This window comes from Acidovorax sp. 106 (genome assembly GCF_003663825.1).
GTDB lineage: Bacteria > Pseudomonadota > Gammaproteobacteria > Burkholderiales > Burkholderiaceae_C > Acidovorax.
Genome location: NZ_RCCC01000001.1, coordinates 3,175,906 through 3,198,382 on the forward strand (window position 1 = coordinate 3,175,906; position 22,477 = coordinate 3,198,382).

A 22,477-nucleotide genomic window follows, 5' to 3' on the forward strand; every position below is an offset into this window, starting at 1 on the left:
AGCATTGTCCAGCCAGCGCTGGCTGCTATCGTTTTGCGTCAGCAGCGTTCTTCAATCGGAACGAACACCTGGTCCTCCGGCCCGGTGTAGTGGGCGCTGGGGCGGATGATCTTGTTGTCCACGCGCTGCTCGATCACATGCGCCGCCCAGCCGCTGGTGCGGGCGATGACGAACAGCGGCGTGAACATGGCGGTGGGCACCTGCATCATGTGGTAGCTCACGGCGCTGAACCAGTCGAGGTTGGGGAACATCTTCTTCACCTCCCACATCACGGCCTCCAGCCGCTCGGCAATGTCAAACATCTTGGTCGAACCGGCCTCTTGCGACAGGCGCCGTGCCACGCCCTTGATGACGACGTTGCGTGGGTCGCTCACGGTATAGACCGGGTGGCCAAAGCCGATCACCACCTCCTTGGCCTCCACGCGGCGGCGGATGTCGGCCTCGGCTTCGGTGGGGTTGTCGTAGCGCTTCTGGATCTCGAACGCCACCTCGTTGGCGCCGCCGTGCTTGGGGCCGCGCAGCGCGCCAATCGCGCCGGCAATGCTCGAATACATGTCGCTGCCCGTGCCCGCAATCACCCGGGCGGTGAAGGTGCTGGCGTTGAACTCGTGCTCGGCATACAGGTTGAGCGAGGTGTGCATGGCGCGCACCCAGCCCTCGGGCGGCGGGGTGCCGTGCAGCAGGTGCAAAAAGTGGCCGCCAATCGAGTCGTCATCCGTCTCCACCGCGATACGGCGGCCCGAGTTGCTGAAGTGGTACCAGTACAGCAGCATGCTGCCCAGCGATGCCATCAGGCGGTCGGCAATGTCTCTGCTGCCTGGCAGGTTGTGGTCGTCCTTCTCGGGCAGGGCACAGCCCAGGGCCGAGACGCCGGTGCGCATCACGTCCATGGGGTGGCTGGCGGCGGGCAGTTGCTCCAGCGCGGCCTTTACGCTGCCCGGCAGGCCACGCAGGGCGCGCAGCTTGGCCTTGTAGGCCTTCAGCTCGGCACGCGTGGGTAGCTTGCCATGCACCAGCAGGTGGGCAATCTCTTCAAACTCGCACACCTCGGCAATGTCCAGGATGTCGTAGCCCCGGTAATGCAGGTCGTTGCCGGTGCGGCCCACGGTGCACAGGGCGGTGTTGCCCGCCGTCACGCCCGAGAGGGCGACGGACTTTTTGGGCTTGGGGAGGGTGGCCGAAGGGGCGGAGGTGGCCGTGCCTGCGAGGGTGGTGTTCATGGTGTTGTCTCCTGGTTCAGGTGGGAAGTTGGGAGGGCGACGGGGCGGCCGGTGGCATCCACCGCCACCATCTCGAACACCCCTTTGAGAACGTCTTCGCCCGGCATGTGGGGCCGCACCGCCAGGCCGTGGATGCACACGGTCATCGAACTGCGACCGATTCGGCTCACCCAGCCGCGCAGCGTGAGCTGGCAGCCCACGGGCACTGGCGCGAGGAAGTCCACGCGGGTCACACCCGCCATGACGACCTCGCGCTGCGCCAGGCCACGGGCCGTCAGAAACGCAGCCTTGGCCAGCCACTGAAGCCCTTGCCCCGCAAACAGCTGGCCATGGTGGTTGCTGTGCATGGGTAGCACCAGTTCGTGCAGTTCCATCGTTCCAAAAGGTGTTGTCATGATTCGCAATTTACGCAAAATACACGCCTCGAAGAAGGGCTAAAAGGGCGAATTTTTGCGAAAATAAATCTTCAAATTGCAAATTTTGCGAATTTCGATAAGCGAAAAGTGAGCTGCAAATACGCGATCAAGGCGCAATCCATGCGCGCAAAAAGGGGCAGGGTTTGAAAAAAACATTCATGGGCGTCAAGCTGCGCAAGCTGCGGGCTGAGCAGGGGCTGTCCCAAATTGCGTTGGCGCAGGCGCTGGGGCTGTCCCCCAGCTACCTCAACCAGCTGGAGCAAAACCAGCGGCCCTTGACGGTGTCGGTGCTGCTCAAGCTGCACCGCACTTTGGGCGTGGACATCCAGCAGTTTTCTGAAGACGAAGAGGCGCGGCTGATGGCCGGGCTCAAAGAGGCCCTGGCGGGCAGCGCCGAGCCCATTGGGCTGCCCGAGCTGCAGGAGATCGCCGCGCAGATGCCCGGGGTGGGGCGCGCCGTCATCGCCTTGCACCGCCGCAACCTGGAGGCGATGGAGCGGCTGGAGGCGCTGTCGCTGCAGCTGGGGGACGACCGCTCGGCCGCATCGGCGCCCCGTGCCATGGCGTTTGAGGTGGTGCGCGATTTTTTCTTTGCGCACCAGAACTACTTCGATGGGCTGGACCGTGCGGCAGAAGCCTTGGCCGTGCAGGCACAAGCCCACCCCGGCCCCCTGGCCGATTGGCTGACCGTGCGGCTGCAGCAGCTCCATGGCGTGCGGGTGGCGCTGATGCAAGACCCAGCGGCAGGCAAGCGGCAGTTTGACCCCGACACGCGGCTGCTGCGGCTGTCGCACACGCTCGATGCCTCGCAGCGGGCCTTTCAGCTGGGCACGCAATTGGCCTTGCTGGAGTGCGAGCAGGCCATCAACGCCCTCATCCAGGTGGCGCCATTCACCGCCGACCCGGCCTCACGCAAGCTGGCCCGCGTGGGCCTGGCCAACTACTTTGCCGGGGCGCTGTTGCTGCCTTACCAGGACTTTCTCAGCGCCGCAGAGGCGCTGCGCTACGACATCGATTTGCTCGACCAGAAATTTGGCGTGGGCTTTGAGACCGTGTGCCACCGGCTGAGCACCTTGCAGCGCCCGGGCGCGCCGGGGGTGCCGTTTTTCTTCATCCGGGTGGACCGCGCGGGCAACATCTCCAAGCGCCAGTCGGCCACGCATTTCCACTTCAGCCGCGCCGGGGGCACCTGCCCGCTGTGGAACGTGTACGAAGCCTTTGCACGCCCTGACCGTGTGCAGGCCCAGCTGGCCAGCATGCCCGATGGGCGGCGCTACCTGTGGATTGCGCGCACCGTGTCGACCTGCGCGGGCGGGTACGGATCGCCGCAAAAGACCTTCTCCATCGGCCTGGGCTGCGATGTGCGCCATGCCGCGCGCCTGGTGTACGCCAAAGGTTTGGACCTGCAAGACCCTGAGGCGGCGGTACCGATCGGCATGGGGTGCAAGGTGTGTGAACGCGTGCACTGCACGCAGCGCGCCTTCCCGTACGTGGGCCGCGCGCTGCAGGTGGATGAGAACCAGAGCCGGTTCACGCCCTATGGCTCTCCTGCGGGAGCACCAGCCTGAATTCGGCGCCCCGGCCTTCCTCGCTCTCCACCTCCAGGCTGCCGCCGTGCCGTTGCACCACGGTGTGAACCAGCGCCAACCCCAGGCCAATGCCAGAGATGTGGGGGTGGCTTTGGTCGTGCAGGCGGGCAAAGGGGGCAAACAGGCGGTCTTGCTGGCTTGGGGCAATGCCGGGGCCTTCATCGCGCACCGCGATCACCCAGTGCGTGCCGCGTGCTTGCAGGCTGCACTGCACCACGCCGTTTTCTGGGCTGTATTTGATGGCGTTGTTCAGCACGTTGGCCACGGCGCGGCACAGCAAGGCGCGGTCGCCCAGGCAGGGGGCGGTGTCGGGCAGTGACTCCAGGGTGACTTGCACATCGCGCTCGCTGGCCAAGGCCCAGGCGTCGTCCACGGTTTCGTTCAGCACGGCCACCAGGTCCAAGGGGGCCATGCGGTACTCCTGCGTTTGCGCACTGGCCAGGCGCACAAAGTTTTCTGCCATGCCGAGGGATGCCTGCGCGTACCGCTCGATGCGCTGCATCAGCGTGTCTGCGGGCATGCGGCCGGGGTAGGCGCGCTGCATCTCTAGCAGCGTCAGGATGGAGGCGTTGGGCGCACGGATGTCGTGCGAGATGAAGTGCAGCGCCTGATCGCGCTGCTGCAAGGCCCGGCGGATGTCGGTCATGTCCACCAGCGTGATGAGCCAGCCCACGTTGGCAAAGTCGGTGAACGGTTTGCACAGCATGAGCAGGCTGCGGCTTTGCCCGTCTTGCCCCTCGCTTTGCGCGGGCAATTGGCCGCTGCGCAATTTGTCCAGTGTGATCAGGGGCTCTTGGGTGCGCGGGTCTTGCAGGTCGTGCAGCACCTGGGTGATGGGTTTGCCCTGCAGTGCTGAGGGCGGCTCGAAAGGCCCCAGGCCGGTGTGGCGCTGCGCCGCCAGATTGGCCAGCAGGATGCGCCCTTGCGCATCGCAGACAAAGTTGGGTGAGGGCAGTTGCTGCAGGCTGGTGTTCACAAACTGGTGCAGGTCGCGCAGCTGGCGCGATGCGCTCTCCACCGCGTTGATGCGCCGCTCCAGAAAATCTCCGGTGCGTGCCGTGGGGGCCTTCAGCACCAGCATGCCTTCGCGCTGCAGGTGTTCGATTTCAGCTCGCAAAAACTGGGTGGCAGCGCTGAGCCGCCGCCAGCTCCACAGCGGGTAGGCCAGCACCAGGCCCAGCAGCGCGGCGGCGGGGGCAAACTGCCATCCTGTCCAGGCAGGCAACAACATGGACAGCAGCAGCGTGGCCAGCGCCAGCCCGGCGCTGGTGAGCAAGGCAGCCAAGGGGCCCGCCACCAGCAGGGCCAGCAGGGCTGCCGCTACGGGCACCAAATTGAAGGCGATGTTGGCGGCGGTGGGGGCGGTCTGCAACCGCACCTGGGCCAGGTGGCTGTCGAGCACATGGGCGAGGACTTCCACGCCGGGCATCAGCCGGGCACCGCTGCTGACCGGGGTGGCGAACATGTCGCCCAGGCCCGATGCCGCCGCGCCCACCAACACATATTTGCCGCGAAAGGCGCTGCTGGGCACCTGCCCGCGCAGCACATCGATATAGGAGTAGGAGGGGTAGTGCGCGGGCCCGCCCGCGTAGGCAATCAGCTCATGCTGGCGCACGGCCCAGGGGGCGGGGGGGCTGTTGCCCAAGGCGTTGTTGGGTTCTGACAGAGCCTGTGGTTTGCAGCCTTGGGTGGGGGGCTGTGCAATGCATTGCAGCGCCTGGCTCAGGTGGCTCCAGGGCGCATCCGCCGGGCCTTCCTGCAGGTACAGGCCGCGCACCACGCCGTCGCCATCGGGGGCCACGTGCACATGGCCCAGGGCGGCTGCGGCCTGGGTGAAGATGTCCAGGGGCAGCTCAGACACCCCTTCAGATCCCCCTGCAGGCAGCCCCGCATAGTTGCGTTGCAGCACGGGCAGTGCCACCCGTTGGCTCGCCGCAATGGCCTGGGCCAGCAGGGCGTCGTCCAGCGGGTAGTCGGTGTCCGCCTCGCTGAACAAAATGTCCAGCCCGATGGCCTGGGGTTGTTGTGCGCTGATGGTCTCCAGCAACTGCGCATGCAGCGCCCGCCGCCAGGGCCAGCGGCCGATGGTGGCGATGCTGCGGTCGTCCACTGCCACGAGCACGATGTCGGGGTGGGGTGGCCGCGCCAGCGCGCGCAGCCCCAGGTCCTGGATCAGGTGGTTGGGGCCTGGCAACTGCCCCGGAGGGCTCAGCCAGGCCACCAAGGCCAGCAGCGCCAGCGCCAGCAGGGTCCATTCAAAGCGCCGCTGGTGGGCGCGCGTGCGTGCGGCTTTGGGCATGTCGGTGCGGGCGGTTTGGGCGGTGCGGTGCCGGTGCTGGCGCCTCAGGGGCGCCGCACGGCCTCGCCGCTGGAGTCCGACACCGGCAGGCCGGAGCTGGTGCTGAAGCCCGTGCCCACCCGGATGGAGCGTGGTGGCGAGAAGTCGCTTTGCAGGCCGGAGGGGTCCAGCACCTGGATACGCACAAAGTAGGTGCCCGCCGCCAGGTCGGCTGCGGTCCATTGGGGCTCGTCCAGCGTGGTGTCGAGGGTGGGCTTTTCAAAGCCTATGTCGCGCGCCAGTTGCAGGCGAAAGCGTTGCCCGGCCTGGGCTTGCCAGCGCAGGTTAACGGTGGTATCCCCATCGCTGGCCTGCATGGATTGGGCCGAGAGGGTGGGGGGCTGCTGCGCCAGCACGAAGCTCTGGGCGGCGGCAAAAGGACCTTGGTCGGCCTGGCCCTGGGCCAGCTCACGCACGCTGGCTGCACGCCAGAAGTAGTTGCCCACGGGCAGCGATGCGACCGAGAGCCTGCAGCTGTCCAGGCGGGCTTCGTCCAGCGCTGGCTGGGTGAAGGCCGCGTCTGCCGCCACCTGGATGCGGTACCAGCGCACGCCGGGCACCTGGGTGCACAGCAGCTGGCCACCGGCATTGGACACCACGCCCGCTGCGGCGGGTTGCTGGTACAGCGGCGGCACCGGCTGGGTCTTGATGGTGAGCGGCTGGGTGGCGGGCAGGCCCGCAATGCCTGCCGCATCGACCGAGCGCACGGAGAGGTAGTACGGCCCATCTTCCAGCCCCGGCCAGCGCAACCGGCCGTTGGCAAAGGTGCCTGAGCGCAGCACCTGGGTCAGGTCTGCATCGCGTGCCACCACGGCTTGGTAGGCCACGGATTCGGGCTGGGGTGGCACGTCCAGCGCCAGCAGGCCGGGTTCGTGCACGGCTTTGGGCAGGGTTTGCAGGTCGGGGGCGGGAAGCAGGGGGCGGGGGCTGCCCACGGTGCCATCGGCCTGCACCGCCAGGCCTTGGCCGGGCTGCAGCAGGGCGGCGGGTGTATTGCCCGGCACCGGGATTCCGCCAGTGCGCGATTGCACGGCCACGGCACCTTGCAGCACTGCGGCCGTGGTTTTGCCCTCCTCGCTCAGGGCCACGCCAAAACGGGTGCCCCGCACGCTGGTGACGGCGCGCGGTGTGCGCACCTCAAAGCGTCGCAGCCTGTCGCTGCTGGGCGTGACGGTGGATTCAACGCTGCCGCGTTGGACCTCCAGCACCGACTGCACAGACCCTGCACGGCCCCGGCGGCGCAACTGGCGCAGTTGCACGTCCGACTGGGCATTCACCCGCACGATGGAGCCATCGGCCAGGCGCACGGCGATAAAGGCATCGGGGCCGACTTCCAGCTTGGTGCCCTCGGCCAGCGTGCTGCCTGCGGCCAGGGGGGCGTTGGTCGTTGCCGCGTTGCCAGGCTTTCCGTGGGGTGTGGGGGGCAGCGCTTTGACGTCGCCGTGGACAAACTCCACGCTGGCCGATTCGGCCGGCTGCAGGTCCACCGGAATCCACACCACCGAGCCCGGCTGCAGGTGCTTGGGGTCTTTGACCTTGTTGCGTGCCTGCAGGCGCGGCCACAGTTGGGGGGCTGCCAGATAGCTTTGGGCCAGCCCTTCCAGCGTGTCGCCGGGTTGAACGGTGTGGGGGATTTCGTCGCCCCGGTCGGCTGCAAAGGTCAGGGTCGAGGCAAAGGCGCTGAGAACAAGGCCGGCCGCCAGCAAGGCAGAGGGCAGGCGTTGGAGGGGGGCACTGGGGTGCAAAAGAGACTCCTTGGTGGGGGCTGGCGGCAAGGGCTTCTGGACTGCGGTGCAAATAGCGGGAGAGGCGGGCGTGCAGCGCATGGACGGCACACCCTGTGGACCAGGCCCTTCGCAGGTTGTGAAACCCGCTTTTCAGCCCCTGCGCTCTTTCTCCACCGCTTCAAACCGATAGCCCACACCGTACACCGCCGTCACCATGAACCCATTGGCGGGGCGCAAATCCAGTTGCGTGCGCAGGCGGGAGATGTGGGTGTCCAGCGAGCGGGACATCACATCGGGCACCTGGCCCCAGAGGATTTCCTTGAGGTGATCGCGCGAGAGCAGCCGCCCCATGTTTTGAAACAGGAACAGGGCCAGATCGTACTCGCGGTTTTTCAGCTCGACTGGCTTGCCGCTGATTTCAATCGAGCGCGATTCGGGAAAGAAGCGGTAGGGGCCAAACTCCAGCACTTCGTCCCGCGCAACCGGGTAGGCGCGGCGCAGCAGCGCATCTACGCGCGCCCGCAGCTCGCCAATGCGCACGGGCTTGGTCATGAAGTCGTCGGCGCCGCTTCCCAGCCCTTCCACAATGTCACGCTCTTCTTGGCGGTGGGTCACCATCAGGATGGGCAGCTTAGCGGCCACATGCTCGCGTACCCAGCGCACCACCTCGGGGCCGGTGGTGTCGGGCAGGTGCCAGTCCACGATGAGCAGGTCAAACGTCTCTCGGCGCAATTCGCGCAGCAGATCGGCTCCGGTCAGGTGGGTGTGACAGATGTGGCCCATCGCTTCCAGGGCTTGTTTGAAGAGATCGAGCTGAAGCGCGTCGTCGTCCAGCGCCGCTATGCGCATGGGTTGCCTGTCGGATATGTCATAGCCCATTATTCCCGAGGGCCGTGTTGTTTCGGTGCCTAGGTTATGTAACAGTCAGGGCGGTTTGACGGTTGTTTACGTTTGGTGGCTGCTTGGGCAAGGTCAACGGCTGGTGGCTGCGCCGCTGGGTTTGGCCGACTCGCGCAGCAACCGCATGCCCACCAGGGTGTAGCGGGTCTCCGGGCTGTTCCAGTTGCGGTAGCTGCAGCGCGCATAAAACGCCCAGGTGTGCCACGAGCCACCCCGGCGCACCCGCACCGAGCCCGTGGCCGGGCCCTGCGGGTCGGTGGCGGGGGATTGGGCGTAGTAGCCCTCGTCGTGCCAGTCGGCCACCCATTCCCACACGTTGCCCAGCATGTCATGCAGGCCAAAGGCGTTGGGCGGGTAGCTGCCCGCCGGTGCGGTGAATGCATGGCCATCGCTGCCGGGCAGGGCGTGCTGCTGCCAGCGCGGCCACTGGGGGGCGGCCGTCTGGTCGAACACGTTGGCGTGCTGGGTGAGCTGGGCCGGGTCGTTGCCGTGGGGGTAGCGGGTGCGGGTGTTGGCGCGGCAGGCGTATTCCCACTCGGCCTCGGTGGGCAGGCGGTAGCGCACGCCTTCGCGCTCGGTCAGCCAGCGGGCCAGGGCCTGGGCGTCGTTCCAGGTGACGTTGACCACGGGGTGTTCGTCGCTTTGCGCAAAGCCGGGCTGGGCCCAGCTGTAGCGTGGGTTGCGCCCCTCAAAGGCATCGCCACGCGCCGTGCTGGCGGGGTCGTAATGGGCGTTGTAGCCATAGCCTCCCGTGCCGTCGGCCACTGATTCAGGCTGGTAGCCCGACAACTCCAGAAACCGGCGGAACTGCCCCACCGTGACTTCGTGCCGCCCCAGGTAAAACGGCTGGCTGATGTGCACCTGGTGCACCGGGGCCTCGTCGGCCAGGGCTGTGAAGCGGGCGCCGTCCAGTAGCGGAAATGCCTGGGCCAGCTCGCCCGGGGCCTCGTCGCTGCCCATCCAGAAGCTGCCTGCTGGCACGGGCACAAACTCCATGCCGAGCGAGTTGGTCAGTGCGGTGGCCGTTGGCAGGCTGGTCGCAGCAGGCCTGTGGTCAGTGGTGATGCTGGTGGTGCAGGCGGCACAGGCCCAGGCCAGCCCACCGTAAAACCCCCATGCGATGAGGCGTTGCCAGAGGGCGTGAGGGGTGGTCATGGTGTGTGCTGGGGTGGGTGGAATGGTCAGCGCGTTGGCGCCTCGTTCACGCACTGGTAGGTCATGCGGGCGCCGTCGTTGCGCAGCAGCTTGTGGTGCAGGCCTTGTCTGCGGCACTCGGCTTTGGCGGTGGCGTCTGCCCGGCCGGGTTCGTTGGCGTACACGGGCACGGTGAAGGTCTGGTCAGGAGCCGGAGGCGGGCCTGAAGAGCGGCTGGGCGCTGTGCTGCAGCCCACCAGCAGGGCCAGTGCGGCAATCAGCGGTGCAACATGAAAGGGTGCTTGCATGGTGGGCCTCAAGACGTGAAGGCCAGTGTAAGGCAAGGCGTCTGCGGCGTACCTGGCCCTGGGGCGTGTAGCTGCGCGATGCGCGTTGGTTGCGCTGGCAGATGTGTTGGGGTTAGATGAAAAATAGCTTCTAGCGCTTGATTGGTAAGCGCTAGAAGCTATTGATTTGATAGCATTTTGGATGGGCGGTGCTGTCACCGCCGCGCATCAGGCGGCGTTGGCCTCTGCCAGGGCTTGCAGCGCGGCGCGCACGTCGGCCGGGTCCACACCGGCCACCGCTGGCAGCTTGGCAGCCAGGGTGCTCAGCGCGTCAGGCTGGCTTTGCAGCTGTGCAATCGCCTGGCCTGCTTCCTTGGGGGCATCAAAGCCCGTGCTTTGAAGCAGAAGGCGCCCGTCGGCGGCCAGCAGCTTGAAGTAGAACTTGCCATCGGCCTCGCGGTATTGCTTGAACGAGGGCAGGGCCAATTTAGCGGCCTTGGTGGCTTTGGCCGTGCTGGCTTGCGACAGGCTGCGCAGGCCCACAGCCGAGCGCAGTTCCTTGATGAACGGCGTAGCCAGTGCGCGGGCGCGCTCGGCGCCGGCCAGCAGGGTTTGCTCGATGCGCGCGGGGTCGTTGATCAGCGCGTCGTACTGCTCGCGCATGGGGGCAATCACCTGGTCTACCTGCTCCAGCAGCAATTGCTTGGCGTCGCCCCAGGCAATGCCGTCGGCGTAGGCGCGGCGCAGGGCCTCGGTTTCTTCGGCGCTGGCAAAGGCCTGGTAGATCTGGAACAGGGCGGAGCCCTCGGTGTCCTTGGGCTCGCCGGGCGCGCGCGAGTCGGTCAGCAGGCTGCCGATGAGCTTCTTGAGCTGGTCACGCGACGAGAACAGCGGGATGGTGTTGTTGTAGCTCTTGCTCATCTTGCGGCCATCTAGCCCGGGCAGGGTGGCCACGTTGTCGTCGATGACGGCTTCGGGCAGCACAAAGTGCTCGCCATACAGGTGGTTGAAGCTGCTGGCCATGTCGCGCGCCATCTCGATGTGCTGCACCTGGTCGCGCCCCACGGGCACCTTGTGGGCCTTGAACATGAGGATGTCCGCACCCATGAGCACGGGGTACATGAACAGCCCGGCGGTCACGCCGTCGTCGGCTTCGCGGCCGGCTTCGGTGTTCTTGTCTTGCGAGGCCTTGTAGGCATGCGCCCGGTTGAGCAGGCCCTTGCCGGTGACGCAGCTGAGCATCCAGTTCAACTCGGGGATTTCAGGGATGTCGGACTGGCGGTAGAAGGTGACGTGTTCGGGGTTCAGGCCTGCGGCCAGCCAGCTGGCTGCAATCTCCAGCGTAGAGCGCTGGATGCGCACGGGGTCTTCGCATTTGATGAGCGCGTGGTAGTCGGCCAGAAAGTAAAAGCTCTGTACGCCAGGACGCAGGCTGGCTTGCACCGAGGGGCGGATGGAGCCCACAAAGTTGCCCAGGTGGGGCGTGCCTGTAGTAGTGATGCCGGTCAGAAAACGGGTAGTGCTCATGGAGGGAAAAACGGGGTCAAAAGGACAATGGGGTCTGGCGGTGGGGCCCGGTGCGGTCTGCGCGCTCAGCGCAGCAACGCGTTGAGCGGCGACAGCACCAGGGCTTTGATCAGGTTCAGGCCCATGGTCATGAGGGGGGTCATCCAGAACTGCGAGACGATCTGGAAATAGACCAGGGCCATGACGATGAAAAAGCCGTAGGGCTCCACCCGCGATACCGCTTGCGCGGCCTTCCAGGGCAGCAGGCCAACCAGGATGCGCCCGCCATCCAGAGGCGGCAGCGGAAACAGGTTGAAGGCCCACATCGACAAGTTGACCAGCACGCCTGCTCGGGCCATGCCAATGAAAAATTCTTCTTCAACGCCCACACCGGCCAGCACCGCCCACAAGGCGGCCCAGGCGACGGCCTGCACAAAGTTGGACGCAGGGCCCGCCAGGGCCACCCAGATCATGTCCCGCTTGGGGTTGCGCAAGGCGCCCACATTCACGGGCACGGGCTTGGCGTAGCCAAACACAAAGGCCCCCGAGGTTGCGAAGAGCAGCAGCAGCGGCATCAGGATGGTGCCGACCGGGTCGATGTGCTTGACGGGGTTGAGGGTGATACGCCCCAGCACATACGCCGTGTTGTCGCCAAAGTGGCGCGCTGCGTAGCCGTGGGCCGCCTCGTGCACCGTGATGGCAAGCAGCACGGGCAGGGCGTAGATCAGGATGGTTTGGATGAGATTGGAGGTGTCCACGAGAAGATTGTCTCAGAAGGTGCCCGCGCCTTTGGCGTGCCCTGGCCTGCGGGCTTGTGTGGGCACGGGGCTTTGCTCGCCGCTGTGGCACGCTGCAGATTGTCTCGGATGTGCGACGACGGTCGGTGCTCTCCAGCGCCAGACCGCGTTCATGGATACGATGCCGCAACACACTGCGGTGCCACCGCTGGCGGTTGCCAGCCGCGCGCACCGCAAAAAACCAAAGGACGGAGACAAAGACATGGGATTGGATCGACTGCGGATTGGAACGCTGCTGCTGCTGGGTTTTGGCACAGTGGCTTTGCTGGTGGCGGTGTTGGTGGGCGTGGTGTGGCTGGGCATGGGGCAGGCGCAGGACGCCTACCGCACGGCAGTGGCATCGGTGTCGGGGCTGGAGCAGGCGCAAAAGCTGCCCCTGCTGCGCGCAGCTGAACAGGCGCAGAGCGTGCTGCAGAACGTGCGGGTGTGGCTGGTGGTGCTGGGCTTGGCTGCGTGCGCAGTCGCTGTGGTGGCGTTTGGCGTGCTGCGCAGCGCCATCGTGTCCCCGCTCCAGCAGGCCCTGTTGATTGCCGAGACCGTGGCGGCGGGGGATTTGAGCCAGGAGTTTTCGTCCGACCTGCACGGCGACTTTGGGCGCTTGCTGACAGCCTTGGGGACCATGGAAGACACGCTGACCGAGCTGGTCACGGGCATCAAGCAGTCTTCCGATTCCATCTCAGACGCCACCGGCGAAATTGACTCGGGCAATAGCGATCTGGCCCGGCGCACCCAAGACCAGGTGGCCTCTTTGGCCGACACGGCGGCCAGCATGTCGCAGCTGACGGTGACGGTGCGCGAAAACGCAGACCGTGCCCGCTCTGCCAGCACACTGGCCGTGAACGCATCGCACATTGCCGAGCGCGGCGGTGCCGTGGTGGGGGATGTGGTGCAGACCATGGACGCCATCAGCAGCAGCTCGCGCAAGATCGTGGACATCATCCAGGTGATCGAGGGCATCGCGTTTCAGACCAACATCCTGGCGCTGAATGCGGCGGTGGAGGCTGCGCGGGCAGGCGAGCAGGGGCGCGGCTTTGCCGTGGTGGCCAGCGAAGTACGCAGCCTGGCCCAGCGCAGCGCCGTGGCCGCGCGCGAGATCAAGACGCTGATCAGCCAGTCGGTGGATCAGGTGGAAAGCGGCGCAGGCTTGGTGGGCAAGGCGGGCGACACCATGCAAGAGATCGTGCAGGCCGTGGGCCAGGTCACCACGCTGCTGGGCGATATCTCGGGGGCGCTGCATGCGCAGACGGCGGGCATTGAGCATGTGAACCAGGCCGTGGCCCACATGGATGGTGCCACCCAGCAAAACGCGGCCTTGGTGGAGCAGGCGGCCAGCGCCGCCTCGGGCCTGGCCGGGCGGGCCCAGGCGTTGCAGCGCGCGGTGGGCGCGTTCAAACTGTAATCCGTTGGGGTGGACGGCAGGTGCGATGCCTGCCGTTGCTCGCGCTGTTAAAGCCCTAACGCTTGCAGGCTGCCCCGGCCTTCGCGCACCACTTCTGGGTCGCCGCCGGCGCCCATGGGCGTCAGGTCGATCACGGTGGTGGGCTCCAGCGGGCAGGCACCTGCGTCCACGATGGCGTCCAGCACCTTTTCGTAGCGCTCGCGGATCTGCTCGGGGTCGTTGAGGGGCTCGCTCTCGCCCGCTGGGATGAAGGTGGTGGCCAGCAGCGGCGCGCCATGCAGCTCCAGCAGCAACTGCAGGCCCTTGCGGTCGGGCACGCGCAAGCCAATCGTCTTGCGTGAAGGGTGGCTCACCCGGCGGGGCACTTCCTTGGTGGCTTCCAGGATGAAGGTGTAAGGCCCAGGCGTACCCAGTTTGAGCAGCCGGTACTGGCGGTTGTCTACCCGCGCATAGTTGGCCAGTTCGGACAGATCGCGGCACAGCAGCGTCAGGTGGTGCTTGTCGTCCACTTGCCGAATGCGGCGCAGGCGGTCTACGGCGTCCTTGTCGTCCAGGTGGCAGACCAGGGCGTAGCTGGAGTCGGTGGGCACGGCCACAATGCCGCCCTTTTGCAGCAGCGCAGCGGCCTGCTTGAGCAGCCGAGGCTGCGGGTTGTCGGGGTGGACTTCGAAGTACTGGGCCATGGCAGGGACGTGGAAAGTTCAGGCGGCGGGCTGCACGCGATGGGCCAGCGTTTCCCAGATGGGCGTGAGGTGGCCTGGCAGCAAGGGCAGGGCGCCCAGGTCGGTGTGGGATTCGTCGGGGCTGTGGAAGTCGCTGCCGCGCGAGGCGGCCAGCCCAAACTCTTGCGCCATGGCGGCGTAGGTCACGTATTCGGCGGCGCTGTGGCTGCCCGTGACCACTTCCACCCCGGTGCCGCCATGGGCTTTGAATTCGGAAAACAGCGCGTATTCCTCGGTGGCTGTGAATTTGTAGCGCGCGGGGTGCGCAATCACCGCCACGCCATCGGCCTCGGTGATCCAGCGCACCGCATCGCCCAAGGCGGCCCAGCGGTGGGGCACGTAGCCAGGCTTGCCTTCGACGAGGTACTTGCGAAACACCTCGGACGTGTCGCGGCAGACTTTGGTTTCGACCAGAAAGCGCGCAAAGTGGGTGCGCGAGATGAGTTCGGGATTGCCTACAAACTGCAGCGCGCCTTCGTAGGCGCCGGGTATGCCCACTTGTTCCAGTTGTGCGGCCATTTCGCGCGCGCGCTGGCCGCGCCCGCCGCGCGTGGCAGCCAGCCCCTGTGTCAGGGCCGGGTGGTCTGGGTCAAAACCCAGCCCCACAATATGTACTGTATTGTTAACAAATGTGACAGAGATTTCTGTGCCTGTGAGATAGGCTAGCCCTAAACTGCGCGCAGCAGCGGCTGCGCGGTGCTGGCCGCTTATTTCGTCGTGGTCGGTCAGGGCCCAAAGCTCTACTCCGTTGGATTTGGCGCGTGCGGCCAATTCCTCGGGAGTTAGCGTCCCGTCTGATACCACGGAGTGGCAGTGCAAATCAGCATTGAAGTAGGTATTCACGAATCCATTCTACGGGCACACCTACAACCCTCCGGACAAAGCGGCCTCGATTCAATATTAGATATGACACATATGGTGCATATGATTTGCGGCGAAAGCCCAACAAGCCTTTTTCCATTTCTTACTTCTGACTTCATCCTTCGAGCAAAACCATGAGATTCAAAGACCTGCGCGTAGCCCATCAAATGTGGGGTGTGATCCTGGGGCTGCTGGTGCTGATGCTGGCCGCAGCCATCGGAACACAGCTATACAGCCAGCGCATGACGGAGCAAACCGAGGCCCTGGTGCAAAAGCGCGAGAACGCCATCACCACAGCCGTCAACTGGCGTGGTCAAGCTGAACTGGCGCTTACCATGTCCATGGCCCGTTTCGTGACTACTGACATCACGTTGCGAGGCGACTTTGACAAGCGCGTGGTGGCCCTGACCGCACGCATCACGCCAGTGCAAGAAAAGATCAACGAGACAGCCACCTCTGAGGCCGACAAAGCGGCACTCGCTGCCGTGGCGGCAGCCCGCGCGGACGTGCGCAGCCTGACCGAAAAAATTCGCCCCTTGATGGATGCAGAAGCGAGTGAGAAGCAGCAGTTTCTGGAGACTGCGTACCGGCCCAAGGTCACGCTGTACCTGGAGTCCATTGACAAGTTTGTGGCTTTGCAGGAACGCCAGCGCGACGATGCCGTGAAGGCCGCTGCTGATGCGGGCGTGCGCCTCGTGTGGATAGGGGGGAGTGTGGCGGTTGCACTCTTCCTGCTTGGAATGGTGCTGGCTGCTGTGCTGGTGCGCTCTATCACCGAACCGCTGGACCGCGCCGTGGAAACCGCCAACGCGATTGCCGCAGGCGACCTCACGCGTGAGCTGCAAACCACCCGCAAAGATGAACTGGGCCAAATGCTGCGGGCCCTCTCGGACATGTCCACCCGCCTGCGCGGTGTGGTGAGCGAAGTGCGCCAGGGCGTGGACTCCGTCTCCAGCGCCTCTATCCAGATTGCCAACGGCAACCACGACCTCTCGGCCCGCACCGAACAAACCGCCGCCAACCTCGAAGAAACCGCCTCGAGCATGGAAGAGCTGACCGCCACCGTCACCCAATCGGCCGACACCGCCCGCCAGGCCAACCAGCTTGCAGGCACCGCCGCCCAGGCCGCAGCGCGCGGCGGTGAAGTGGTGGGCCAGGTGGTCGCCAGCATGCAGCAGATCACCGAAAGCAGCCGCAAGATCAGCGACATCATCGGCGTGATCGACTCCATCGCCTTCCAAACCAACATCCTGGCCCTGAACGCCGCCGTCGAAGCCGCCCGCGCAGGTGAGCAAGGCCGGGGCTTTGCCGTGGTGGCCAGCGAAGTGCGCAACCTGGCCGGGCGCAGCGCCGAAGCTGCCAAGGAAATCAAAACCCTCATCGGCAAATCGGTCGAAAACGTCGAAAGCGGCTCTGAACAAGTCGCCCAGGCCGGCAAGACCATGGACGAAATTGTCGCGAGCGTGCGCCGCGTGAGCGACCTTATTGGAGAGATCACGGCCTCCTCCACAGAGCAACGCGACGGCATCGGCCAAGTCAACCAGGCCGTGGCCAACCTGGACCAGATGACCCAGCAAAACGCCGCGCTGGTGGAAGAGTCGACAGCGGCCGCCGCCTCCATGCGCGACCAAGCCCAGCGGCTGGCCGAAGTAGTGAGCGTATTCAATGTGGGCGCTGCGGCAGCGCGCGCCCCGGCAGCGCAGACTACCGCCCGCACGGCAGCCCCTATCGCCGCCCCGCGCCAGACCCCGGCCCAGCGCTTTGCCCCGGCCCCGGCCCGGGCAACGATCGGGCAGGCAGGCAAGAAGGCAGCGCCAGCACCCGCCCCCAAGCTCACCAGCAGCGCCAAGGCGCCGGCCCCGGCCAAGGCCCCGGCGCCTGCGGCCAAGGGCAATGACGATGAGTGGGAGAGCTTCTGAGGCAGGGCCAGGGTGCTAGGTCACCAGGGTGCTTTGTGCTATGTAATTTATAGCTTCTAGCGCTTATTTATAAAGCGCTGGCGGGTGATTTGAATCACATTCCACGCTCTGCATGCCAATGAAAAAACCCTGGAAGGGCAACGCTGCCTTTCCAGGGTTTTTGCTTTGAGGAGCACAGCCGGTCATCAGCGGCAACCTGCGCCCGCTCAGAGCTGCGCTCCCTCCACCAGAAACTGCACTTTGCGCTCCCCCTTCCACTCGTTCACGTCGAGGCGGAAGGCCAGCAGCACCCGCGCGGGCAACTGCTCGGTGTGGCCGAACCAGATGGCGTCTACCGGGTTGCCCTGGTGGATGAGCTTGAGCGAGAGGTGGTTCTTGCCCTCGCCCACCAGGCGCTGGCTCAGCACCTGCACTTCTTCGCTGAAGGTGGGGGGCAAAAAGCCTTGGCCCCACACCTCGCGGTGCAGGGTGTCCACCACGTCGGCGCGGCAGTATTCCGGCGCCAGGGGGCCGTCGGTTTCGATCTTGCGGGTGAGGGTGGCGGCGTCCAGCCATTCTTGTGCCACCTGGGCCAGGCCTTGCTCAAACACCTCGAAGTGCTCCTCGGCCACAGTGCAGCCCGCCGCCATGGCGTGACCGCCGAATTTGAGGAGCACGCCAGGGTGGCGCTTGGCCACGAGGTCCAGCGCATCGCGCAAGTGAAAGCCGGGGATGGAGCGGCCTGAGCCCTTGAGTTCATGCTCTTTGCCCGGCGCGCTGCTGGCCGCAAAGACAAAGGTCGGGCGGTGCAGCTTGTCCTTGATGCGGCTGGCCACGATGCCGACCACGCCTTCGTGAAAGTCGGGGTCGAACACGCTGATGGCCGGGGGCGGTTCTTCGTCTTCCTGGAACAGACTCTCGGCCATCAGCATGGCTTGGTCGCGCATGCCGCCCTCAATCTCGCGGCGCTCGCGGTTGATGCCGTCCAGCGTGGCGGCCAGCTCGGCGGCGCGGGCGGTGTCGTCGGTCAGCAGGCATTCAATGCCCAGCGTCATGTCGGCCAGGCGGCCTGCGGCGTTGATGCGCGGGCCCAGGGCAAAGCCAAAGTCGAACGTGGTGGCCACGGGGGCCTTGCGCCCTGCGGCGGTGAACAGCGCCGCCACCCCGGCGGGCATTTGGCCTGCGCGGATGCGCCGCAGGCCCTGGGCCACCAGGCGGCGGTTGTTGGCGTCGAGCTTGACCACGTCGGCCACGGTGCCCAGTGCCACCAGGGTGAGCAACGGGTCGAGTTTCGGCTGGCTGGCCGCATCGAACACGCCGCGCGCACGCAGCTCGGCGCGCAGGGCCAGCAGCACGTAGAACATCACGCCCACTCCGGCCATGGACTTGCTCTCGAAGGTGCAGCCGGGCTGGTTGGGGTTGACGATGGCGTCGGCTGCGGGCAGCGTGGGGCCGGGCAGGTGGTGGTCGGTGACGAGCACCTGCAGGCCCAGGGCCTTGGCTTCGGCCACGCCTTCTACGCTGGCGATGCCGTTGTCTACGGTGATGAGCACGTCGGCCCCGCGCTCGGCCACGCGGCGGGCGATGGACGCGGTGAGGCCGTAGCCGTCGGTCACGCGGTCGGGCACCAGGTAGTCCACGTTTTGTGCGCCCAGCAGGCGCAGGCCGCGCACGCCCACGGCGCAGGCGGTGGCGCCGTCGCAGTCATAGTCGGCCACGATGACCAGGCGCAGGTTTTGCGCCATGGCGTCGGCCAGCAGGCGGGCGGCGGCGTCAATGCCCTTCAGGCCCGAGGGGGGGAGCAGGCGGGCTAGGCCGTCGTCCAGCTCGTCTTTGGTGCGCACGCCGCGTGCCGCGTACAGCCGGGCCAGCAGCGGGTGCACGCCCGCTTGCTCCAGCGCCCAGGCGGCACGGGGGGGGATGTCTCTTGCTATTATTTTCATAGCTTGTTGCGCACGTCTTTCAAGCGCTGAGGGCTGAAAAGGCTTTGAACTTTTTGCAGCAGGCTGCGGGGTACGGTGTGGAAGCTCTGCACACCTCGGTCGCCGCACAGGGTCAGGCGCACAGGGCGGCCTTGCTCTGCCTGCTGGCGCAGTTGGGCCAGCGGGCCCGCGTCCAGCGCTTGCCAGGCGGCGGCCCAGGCGCGCCAGTCTTCGCCCAGGGCCAGGGTTTGCAGGGAGGGCTCGATGTGTGGCACGCCCGTGGTCGCGGCGGGGGGGCTGGGCAGCTGGCCCGCGCCGTGCACCCAGAAGGCGTTGACGGTGGGCAGGCCCTGGCTGCCGCGCTCGTCGTTGAAGGCGTGGGTGTAGAGCAGCATCTGCATCTCGCTGAACAGGCGCTGCAGGGTGCGGGTGGCTTGTTTGTCGGTGCCCTGGGGCATCCAGGTGCGCACGTCGCGGCACAGAACGCGCTCCAGCGATGCGGTGGCCAGGTCCTGCAGGGGCGCGCCCTGCGCCAGCCAGCGGGTGGGCTGGTCGTAGGTGAGGGCGATGCCGTCTTCGGCAAACCAGGGCGCGACGATGTCCAGCAGCGCGCGCGAGGCGACTTCGTCCAGCGCCAGCTGGGCGGGGTCGCCCAGGGTGACGTGGTTGGTGCTGACCTGCCACTGGCAGGGGGTGATGAAGGCCCAGGCGGAGCCGTCGGCACTCAGGCCCTGCTGCGCCCGGTGCCAGGCGGCCCAGGGGATGCGGCCGTCTTGGGTGGGCAAGCCCAGGCTGTGGGCCAGGGCCACCTCGGCGGGGCTGGAGTAGCTGTTTTCGTCGCCCCAGTGAGCGCGGGATGTGTCGGGGGTGAGGCGGGCGAGCAGGGCGGCCAGGTGGGGCAGCGCCAGGCCGTCCAGGGTTTGCTGGGCTCCCTCGGAGGCGCTGGCGGCGTAGGGGATGAGCAAATGGTGCATGTCTGACATGCGCCTATTGTCCGGGATGCCACAATCGGCCCCGCCCCGGGTGGACAAGCTGCCTGGGCTTCTTCGGTAGAACTTGCGTCAATCAGGGTGCAACACAGGCATTTGCCCGGCGTCGGGCCACTGGCCTGAACCTTATTTTGCGCAGGTCATATTCGGGTATCTATGCAAATTCCTTACGAACTGGCCTTGGGCTGGCGTTACACGCGCGCTGGGCGCGCCACGCGGCGCAACGGCTTTATCTCGTTCATCTCGGGGGTGTCCATGCTGGGCATTGCGCTGGGAGTGGCGGCGCTCATCATCGTGCTGAGCGTGATGAACGGCTTTCAAAAAGAGGTGCGCGACCGCATGCTCAGCGTGGTCTCGCACATCGAGATTTTTGCGCCCCACGGCGCGGCGCTGCCCGACCCGGCCCGCACACTGGCCGAGGCGCAGCAAAACCCTGCCGTCATCGGTGCAGCCCCCTTTGTGGCCGCCCAGGCCCTGCTGGCGCGGGGCGAGGACATGAAGGGCACGCTGGTGCGTGGCATTGACCCGGCCAAGGAGGGCGCGGTGACCGACCTGGCCGCCACCAACGCCGATGTGCTCAAGCAACTGGTGCCGGGCGAGTTTCGCGTGGTGCTGGGGCGCGAGCTGGCCCGTTCGCTGGGCGCGCGCGTGGGCGATGCCGTCACGCTGATCGCCCCGGCCGGGCAGGTCACGCCTGCGGGCGTGGTGCCGCGCCTCAAGCAGATGACGGTGGCGGGTACGTTTGACTCGGGCCACTACGAGTACGACTCGGCCTTGGTCATGCTGCACTACGAGGATGCCCAGCGCATCTTCCGCCTGGAAGGCCCCACGGGCGTGCGCCTGAAGCTCAAGGACCTGCACCAGGCCCGCGAGGTGGCGCAGCAGCTGGTGGGCAGCCTGAGTGGCGACCTGCTGATCCGCGACTGGACGCAGCAAAACCGCACCTGGTTTGCCGCCGTGCAGCTCGAAAAACGCATGATGTTCATCATCCTCACGCTGATCGTGGCGGTGGCCGCGTTCAACTTGGTGAGCACGCTGGTGATGACGGTGACGGACAAGCGCGCGGACATCGCCATCCTGCGCACGCTGGGCGCCAGCCCCAAAAGCATCATGGGCATCTTTGTGGTGCAGGGCGCCATGGTGGGCGTGATCGGCACCTGCGTGGGCCTGCTGCTGGGCCTGGGGATTGCCGCCAACATCGATGTGATCGTCCCGGCCATCGAGCGGGCGCTGAACGCCAGCTTCTTGCCCAAGGACATTTACCTCATTAGCAAGATGCCTAGCGAGCCACAGGCCAGCGACATCGTGCCCATCGGCGTCATTTCTTTGGTGCTGGCTTTTGTGGCCACGCTGTACCCCAGCTGGCGCGCCAGTCGCGTCAATCCCGCAGAGGCTCTTCGCTATGAATGAGAAACACCCCCTGAGGCGCTTCACGCCTTCCCCCTCTCTGGCCTCGCTGCGCGATGCCGGAGGAGGACGCAGCCAGCGCGGCGGGGCGGCCCTTGCGCGGCTGCCCTGGCCTTGTGAGCGCCAGTTTCATGCCATGGATCACTGAGATGAATGCCTTGAAAAACGACGTGGTGCTCGAAGCCAAGGGCCTGACCAAGCGCTTCACCGAAGGCCGCCTGGATGTCACGGTGCTGCACGGCGTGGACCTGCAGATCCATGCGGGCGAGACGCTGGCTATTGTCGGCGCCTCTGGCTCGGGCAAAAGCACGCTGCTGCACCTGCTGGGCGGGCTGGATGCGCCCACGGCAGGCACGGTGCGGCTGAAGGGGGCAGAGATGTCTACCCTCTCGCCCGAGCGGCAGGGCCAGTTGCGCAACCAGCACCTGGGTTTTATCTACCAGTTCCACCACCTGCTGCCCGAGTTCAGTGCGCTCGACAACGTGGCCATGCCGCTGCGCATTCGCCGTCTGCCGCTGGCGCAGTGCCATGCCGAGGCCGCGCGCGTGCTCACCGCCGTGGGCTTGAAGGATCGCCTGCAACACCGCCCAGCCGAGCTGTCCGGCGGCGAGCGCCAGCGCGTGGCCATCGCCCGCGCCTTGGTCACCCGGCCCGCCTGCGTGCTGGCCGATGAGCCCACCGGCAACCTGGACCGCAACACCGCCGATGGCGTATTTGACCTGATGCTGCAACTCGCCCGCGACCAAGGCACGGCGTTTGTGATGGTGACGCACGATGAATCGCTGGCGGCGCGCTGCCACCGGGTGGTGCGGTTGGTGCAAGGGCGGCTGTCCGAGCCCTCGGCCTAAGAACCTGTTCAAAGTCTTTTTGGAGATTGCATTGGAGTGCAATCGGGATGAGTGGATGCCTCGGGTGCGCCGCATGGGCTCGTGCCCATGCAAGCAGCCGGGGCGTCCAATCGCCCGATTTCACTCCAACCCTTCGGGCAAGTGGCTTGCCGGGCGGTCTGCGTCGTTGCACCGCTTGCCAATAGCACGGGCTATTGGCTGCGCGCTGCGCCTAGCAACCCATCCCGGCCAGACACTTGTGCAACTCCAAAAAGACTTTGAACAGGTTCTAAAAGCTGTTGACGATCCTCTGCGAGATCGTCAATAGGCTCCTGGCCATAGGCGCTCGTGTTTAGGTGCCCGTGGCTTTGTGCCCACGGGTGTCTCTCATTTTGGGCTTGCACCAGACAACCCGGCCGTATTTCGGTTGTCTTGTTACAGAACGTGTGCAGAATGGGGCATTCTCCGTGCGCTGCCGTCAGCGCAGTGCAGTCGCCGACCAGGGCCGTCAGGAGGGAAGGGCTATCGATGGAGGGTT

Annotated in this window: 19 protein-coding genes; 6 read left to right on the top strand and 13 right to left on the bottom strand. The window is 66.1% G+C overall.

The genetic code is table 11. The features are described from left to right. Positions 1-38 precede the first annotated feature (38 nt). Together prpC and C8C98_RS14190 are read right to left on the bottom strand one after the other, a co-directional pair. The gene (gene prpC, locus C8C98_RS14185) at positions 39-1,220 is read right to left on the bottom strand and encodes a 2-methylcitrate synthase (RefSeq protein WP_121454801.1); all 1,182 of its coding nucleotides are present in this window, start codon (positions 1,218-1,220) and stop codon (positions 39-41) included. After that, positions 1,217-1,615, bottom strand: a complete 399-nt coding sequence (locus C8C98_RS14190; RefSeq protein ID WP_121454802.1) for an acyl-CoA thioesterase — start codon at positions 1,613-1,615, stop codon at positions 1,217-1,219. The genes prpC and C8C98_RS14190 overlap by 4 nt, the downstream gene beginning before the upstream one ends. Before the next feature lie 164 nt (positions 1,616-1,779). On the opposite strand from C8C98_RS14190, the gene C8C98_RS14195 reads away from it, so the two are divergent. Beyond that, positions 1,780-3,204 (top strand): short-chain fatty acyl-CoA regulator family protein, encoded by a 1,425-nt coding sequence (locus tag C8C98_RS14195; RefSeq protein WP_121454803.1) that lies wholly within the window; start codon positions 1,780-1,782, stop codon positions 3,202-3,204. Here the strand turns inward: C8C98_RS14195 and C8C98_RS14200 are convergent. The 7 genes from C8C98_RS14200 to C8C98_RS14230 all read right to left on the bottom strand — a co-directional run bounded on the left by C8C98_RS14200 (position 3,167) and on the right by C8C98_RS14230 (position 11,875). Next, positions 3,167-5,524 (bottom strand): CHASE2 domain-containing protein, encoded by a 2,358-nt coding sequence (locus tag C8C98_RS14200; RefSeq protein ID WP_121454804.1) that lies wholly within the window; start codon positions 5,522-5,524, stop codon positions 3,167-3,169. The two genes, C8C98_RS14195 and C8C98_RS14200, sit on opposite strands and share 38 nt — an antisense overlap. Before the next feature lie 44 nt (positions 5,525-5,568). Next, positions 5,569-7,308 (bottom strand): FecR domain-containing protein, encoded by a 1,740-nt coding sequence (locus C8C98_RS14205; protein ID WP_233574550.1) that lies wholly within the window; start codon positions 7,306-7,308, stop codon positions 5,569-5,571. 132 nt (positions 7,309-7,440) lie between these two features. After that, entirely contained in the window at positions 7,441-8,139 is a 699-nt protein-coding gene (locus C8C98_RS14210; protein ID WP_121454806.1) for a response regulator transcription factor, read from the bottom strand. A 123-nt stretch (positions 8,140-8,262) separates the two neighbouring features. Then, positions 8,263-9,186 (bottom strand): formylglycine-generating enzyme family protein, encoded by a 924-nt coding sequence (locus C8C98_RS14215; RefSeq protein ID WP_233574690.1) that lies wholly within the window; start codon positions 9,184-9,186, stop codon positions 8,263-8,265. A 185-nt stretch (positions 9,187-9,371) separates the two neighbouring features. After that, positions 9,372-9,632, bottom strand: coding sequence for a hypothetical protein (locus tag C8C98_RS14220; protein WP_121454808.1), 261 nt, complete (start codon positions 9,630-9,632; stop codon positions 9,372-9,374). A 207-nt stretch (positions 9,633-9,839) separates the two neighbouring features. Continuing rightward, complete coding sequence (locus C8C98_RS14225) at positions 9,840-11,138, bottom strand: tryptophan--tRNA ligase (RefSeq protein WP_121454809.1); 1,299 nt, start codon at positions 11,136-11,138, stop codon at positions 9,840-9,842. A 65-nt stretch (positions 11,139-11,203) separates the two neighbouring features. Next, entirely contained in the window at positions 11,204-11,875 is a 672-nt protein-coding gene (locus C8C98_RS14230) for a site-2 protease family protein (protein ID WP_121454810.1), read from the bottom strand. Between the two features lie 241 nt (positions 11,876-12,116). Here C8C98_RS14230 and C8C98_RS14235 point away from each other — a divergent pair, with 241 nt between their 5' ends. After that, positions 12,117-13,313, top strand: coding sequence for a methyl-accepting chemotaxis protein (locus tag C8C98_RS14235; protein WP_121456273.1), 1,197 nt, complete (start codon positions 12,117-12,119; stop codon positions 13,311-13,313). Between the two features lie 47 nt (positions 13,314-13,360). On the opposite strand, the gene C8C98_RS14240 is transcribed toward C8C98_RS14235, so the two are convergent. Together C8C98_RS14240 and C8C98_RS14245 are read right to left on the bottom strand one after the other, a co-directional pair. Beyond that, positions 13,361-13,996, bottom strand: a complete 636-nt coding sequence (locus tag C8C98_RS14240; RefSeq protein WP_121454811.1) for an L-threonylcarbamoyladenylate synthase — start codon at positions 13,994-13,996, stop codon at positions 13,361-13,363. Between the two features lie 18 nt (positions 13,997-14,014). Then, the gene (locus C8C98_RS14245; protein WP_121454812.1) at positions 14,015-14,878 is read right to left on the bottom strand and encodes a 3',5'-nucleoside bisphosphate phosphatase; all 864 of its coding nucleotides are present in this window, start codon (positions 14,876-14,878) and stop codon (positions 14,015-14,017) included. A 152-nt stretch (positions 14,879-15,030) separates the two neighbouring features. On the opposite strand from C8C98_RS14245, the gene C8C98_RS14250 reads away from it, so the two are divergent. Next, complete coding sequence (locus C8C98_RS14250; RefSeq protein ID WP_121454813.1) at positions 15,031-16,815, top strand: methyl-accepting chemotaxis protein; 1,785 nt, start codon at positions 15,031-15,033, stop codon at positions 16,813-16,815. 206 nt (positions 16,816-17,021) lie between these two features. Here C8C98_RS14250 and recJ read toward each other — a convergent pair whose 3' ends face one another. Next, positions 17,022-18,737 (bottom strand): single-stranded-DNA-specific exonuclease RecJ, encoded by a 1,716-nt coding sequence (gene recJ / locus C8C98_RS14255; protein WP_121454814.1) that lies wholly within the window; start codon positions 18,735-18,737, stop codon positions 17,022-17,024. Then, the gene (locus C8C98_RS14260) at positions 18,734-19,699 is read right to left on the bottom strand and encodes a phosphoglycerate mutase (protein ID WP_121454815.1); all 966 of its coding nucleotides are present in this window, start codon (positions 19,697-19,699) and stop codon (positions 18,734-18,736) included. Before C8C98_RS14260 ends, recJ begins: the two co-directional genes overlap by 4 nt. Positions 19,700-19,861: 162 nt before the next feature. Here C8C98_RS14260 and C8C98_RS14265 point away from each other — a divergent pair, with 162 nt between their 5' ends. From C8C98_RS14265 to lolD, 3 genes are read left to right on the top strand one after another with little or no spacing between them, the layout of a single operon-like run. Then, entirely contained in the window at positions 19,862-21,115 is a 1,254-nt protein-coding gene (locus C8C98_RS14265; RefSeq protein WP_121454816.1) for a lipoprotein-releasing ABC transporter permease subunit, read from the top strand. Further along, the gene (locus C8C98_RS21810; RefSeq protein ID WP_158600169.1) at positions 21,108-21,260 is read left to right on the top strand and encodes a hypothetical protein; all 153 of its coding nucleotides are present in this window, start codon (positions 21,108-21,110) and stop codon (positions 21,258-21,260) included. Before C8C98_RS14265 ends, C8C98_RS21810 begins: the two co-directional genes overlap by 8 nt. A gap of 1 nt (position 21,261) precedes the next feature. Beyond that, entirely contained in the window at positions 21,262-21,960 is a 699-nt protein-coding gene (lolD, locus tag C8C98_RS14270; protein WP_121456274.1) for a lipoprotein-releasing ABC transporter ATP-binding protein LolD, read from the top strand. The last annotated feature ends 517 nt before the right edge of the window (positions 21,961-22,477 follow it).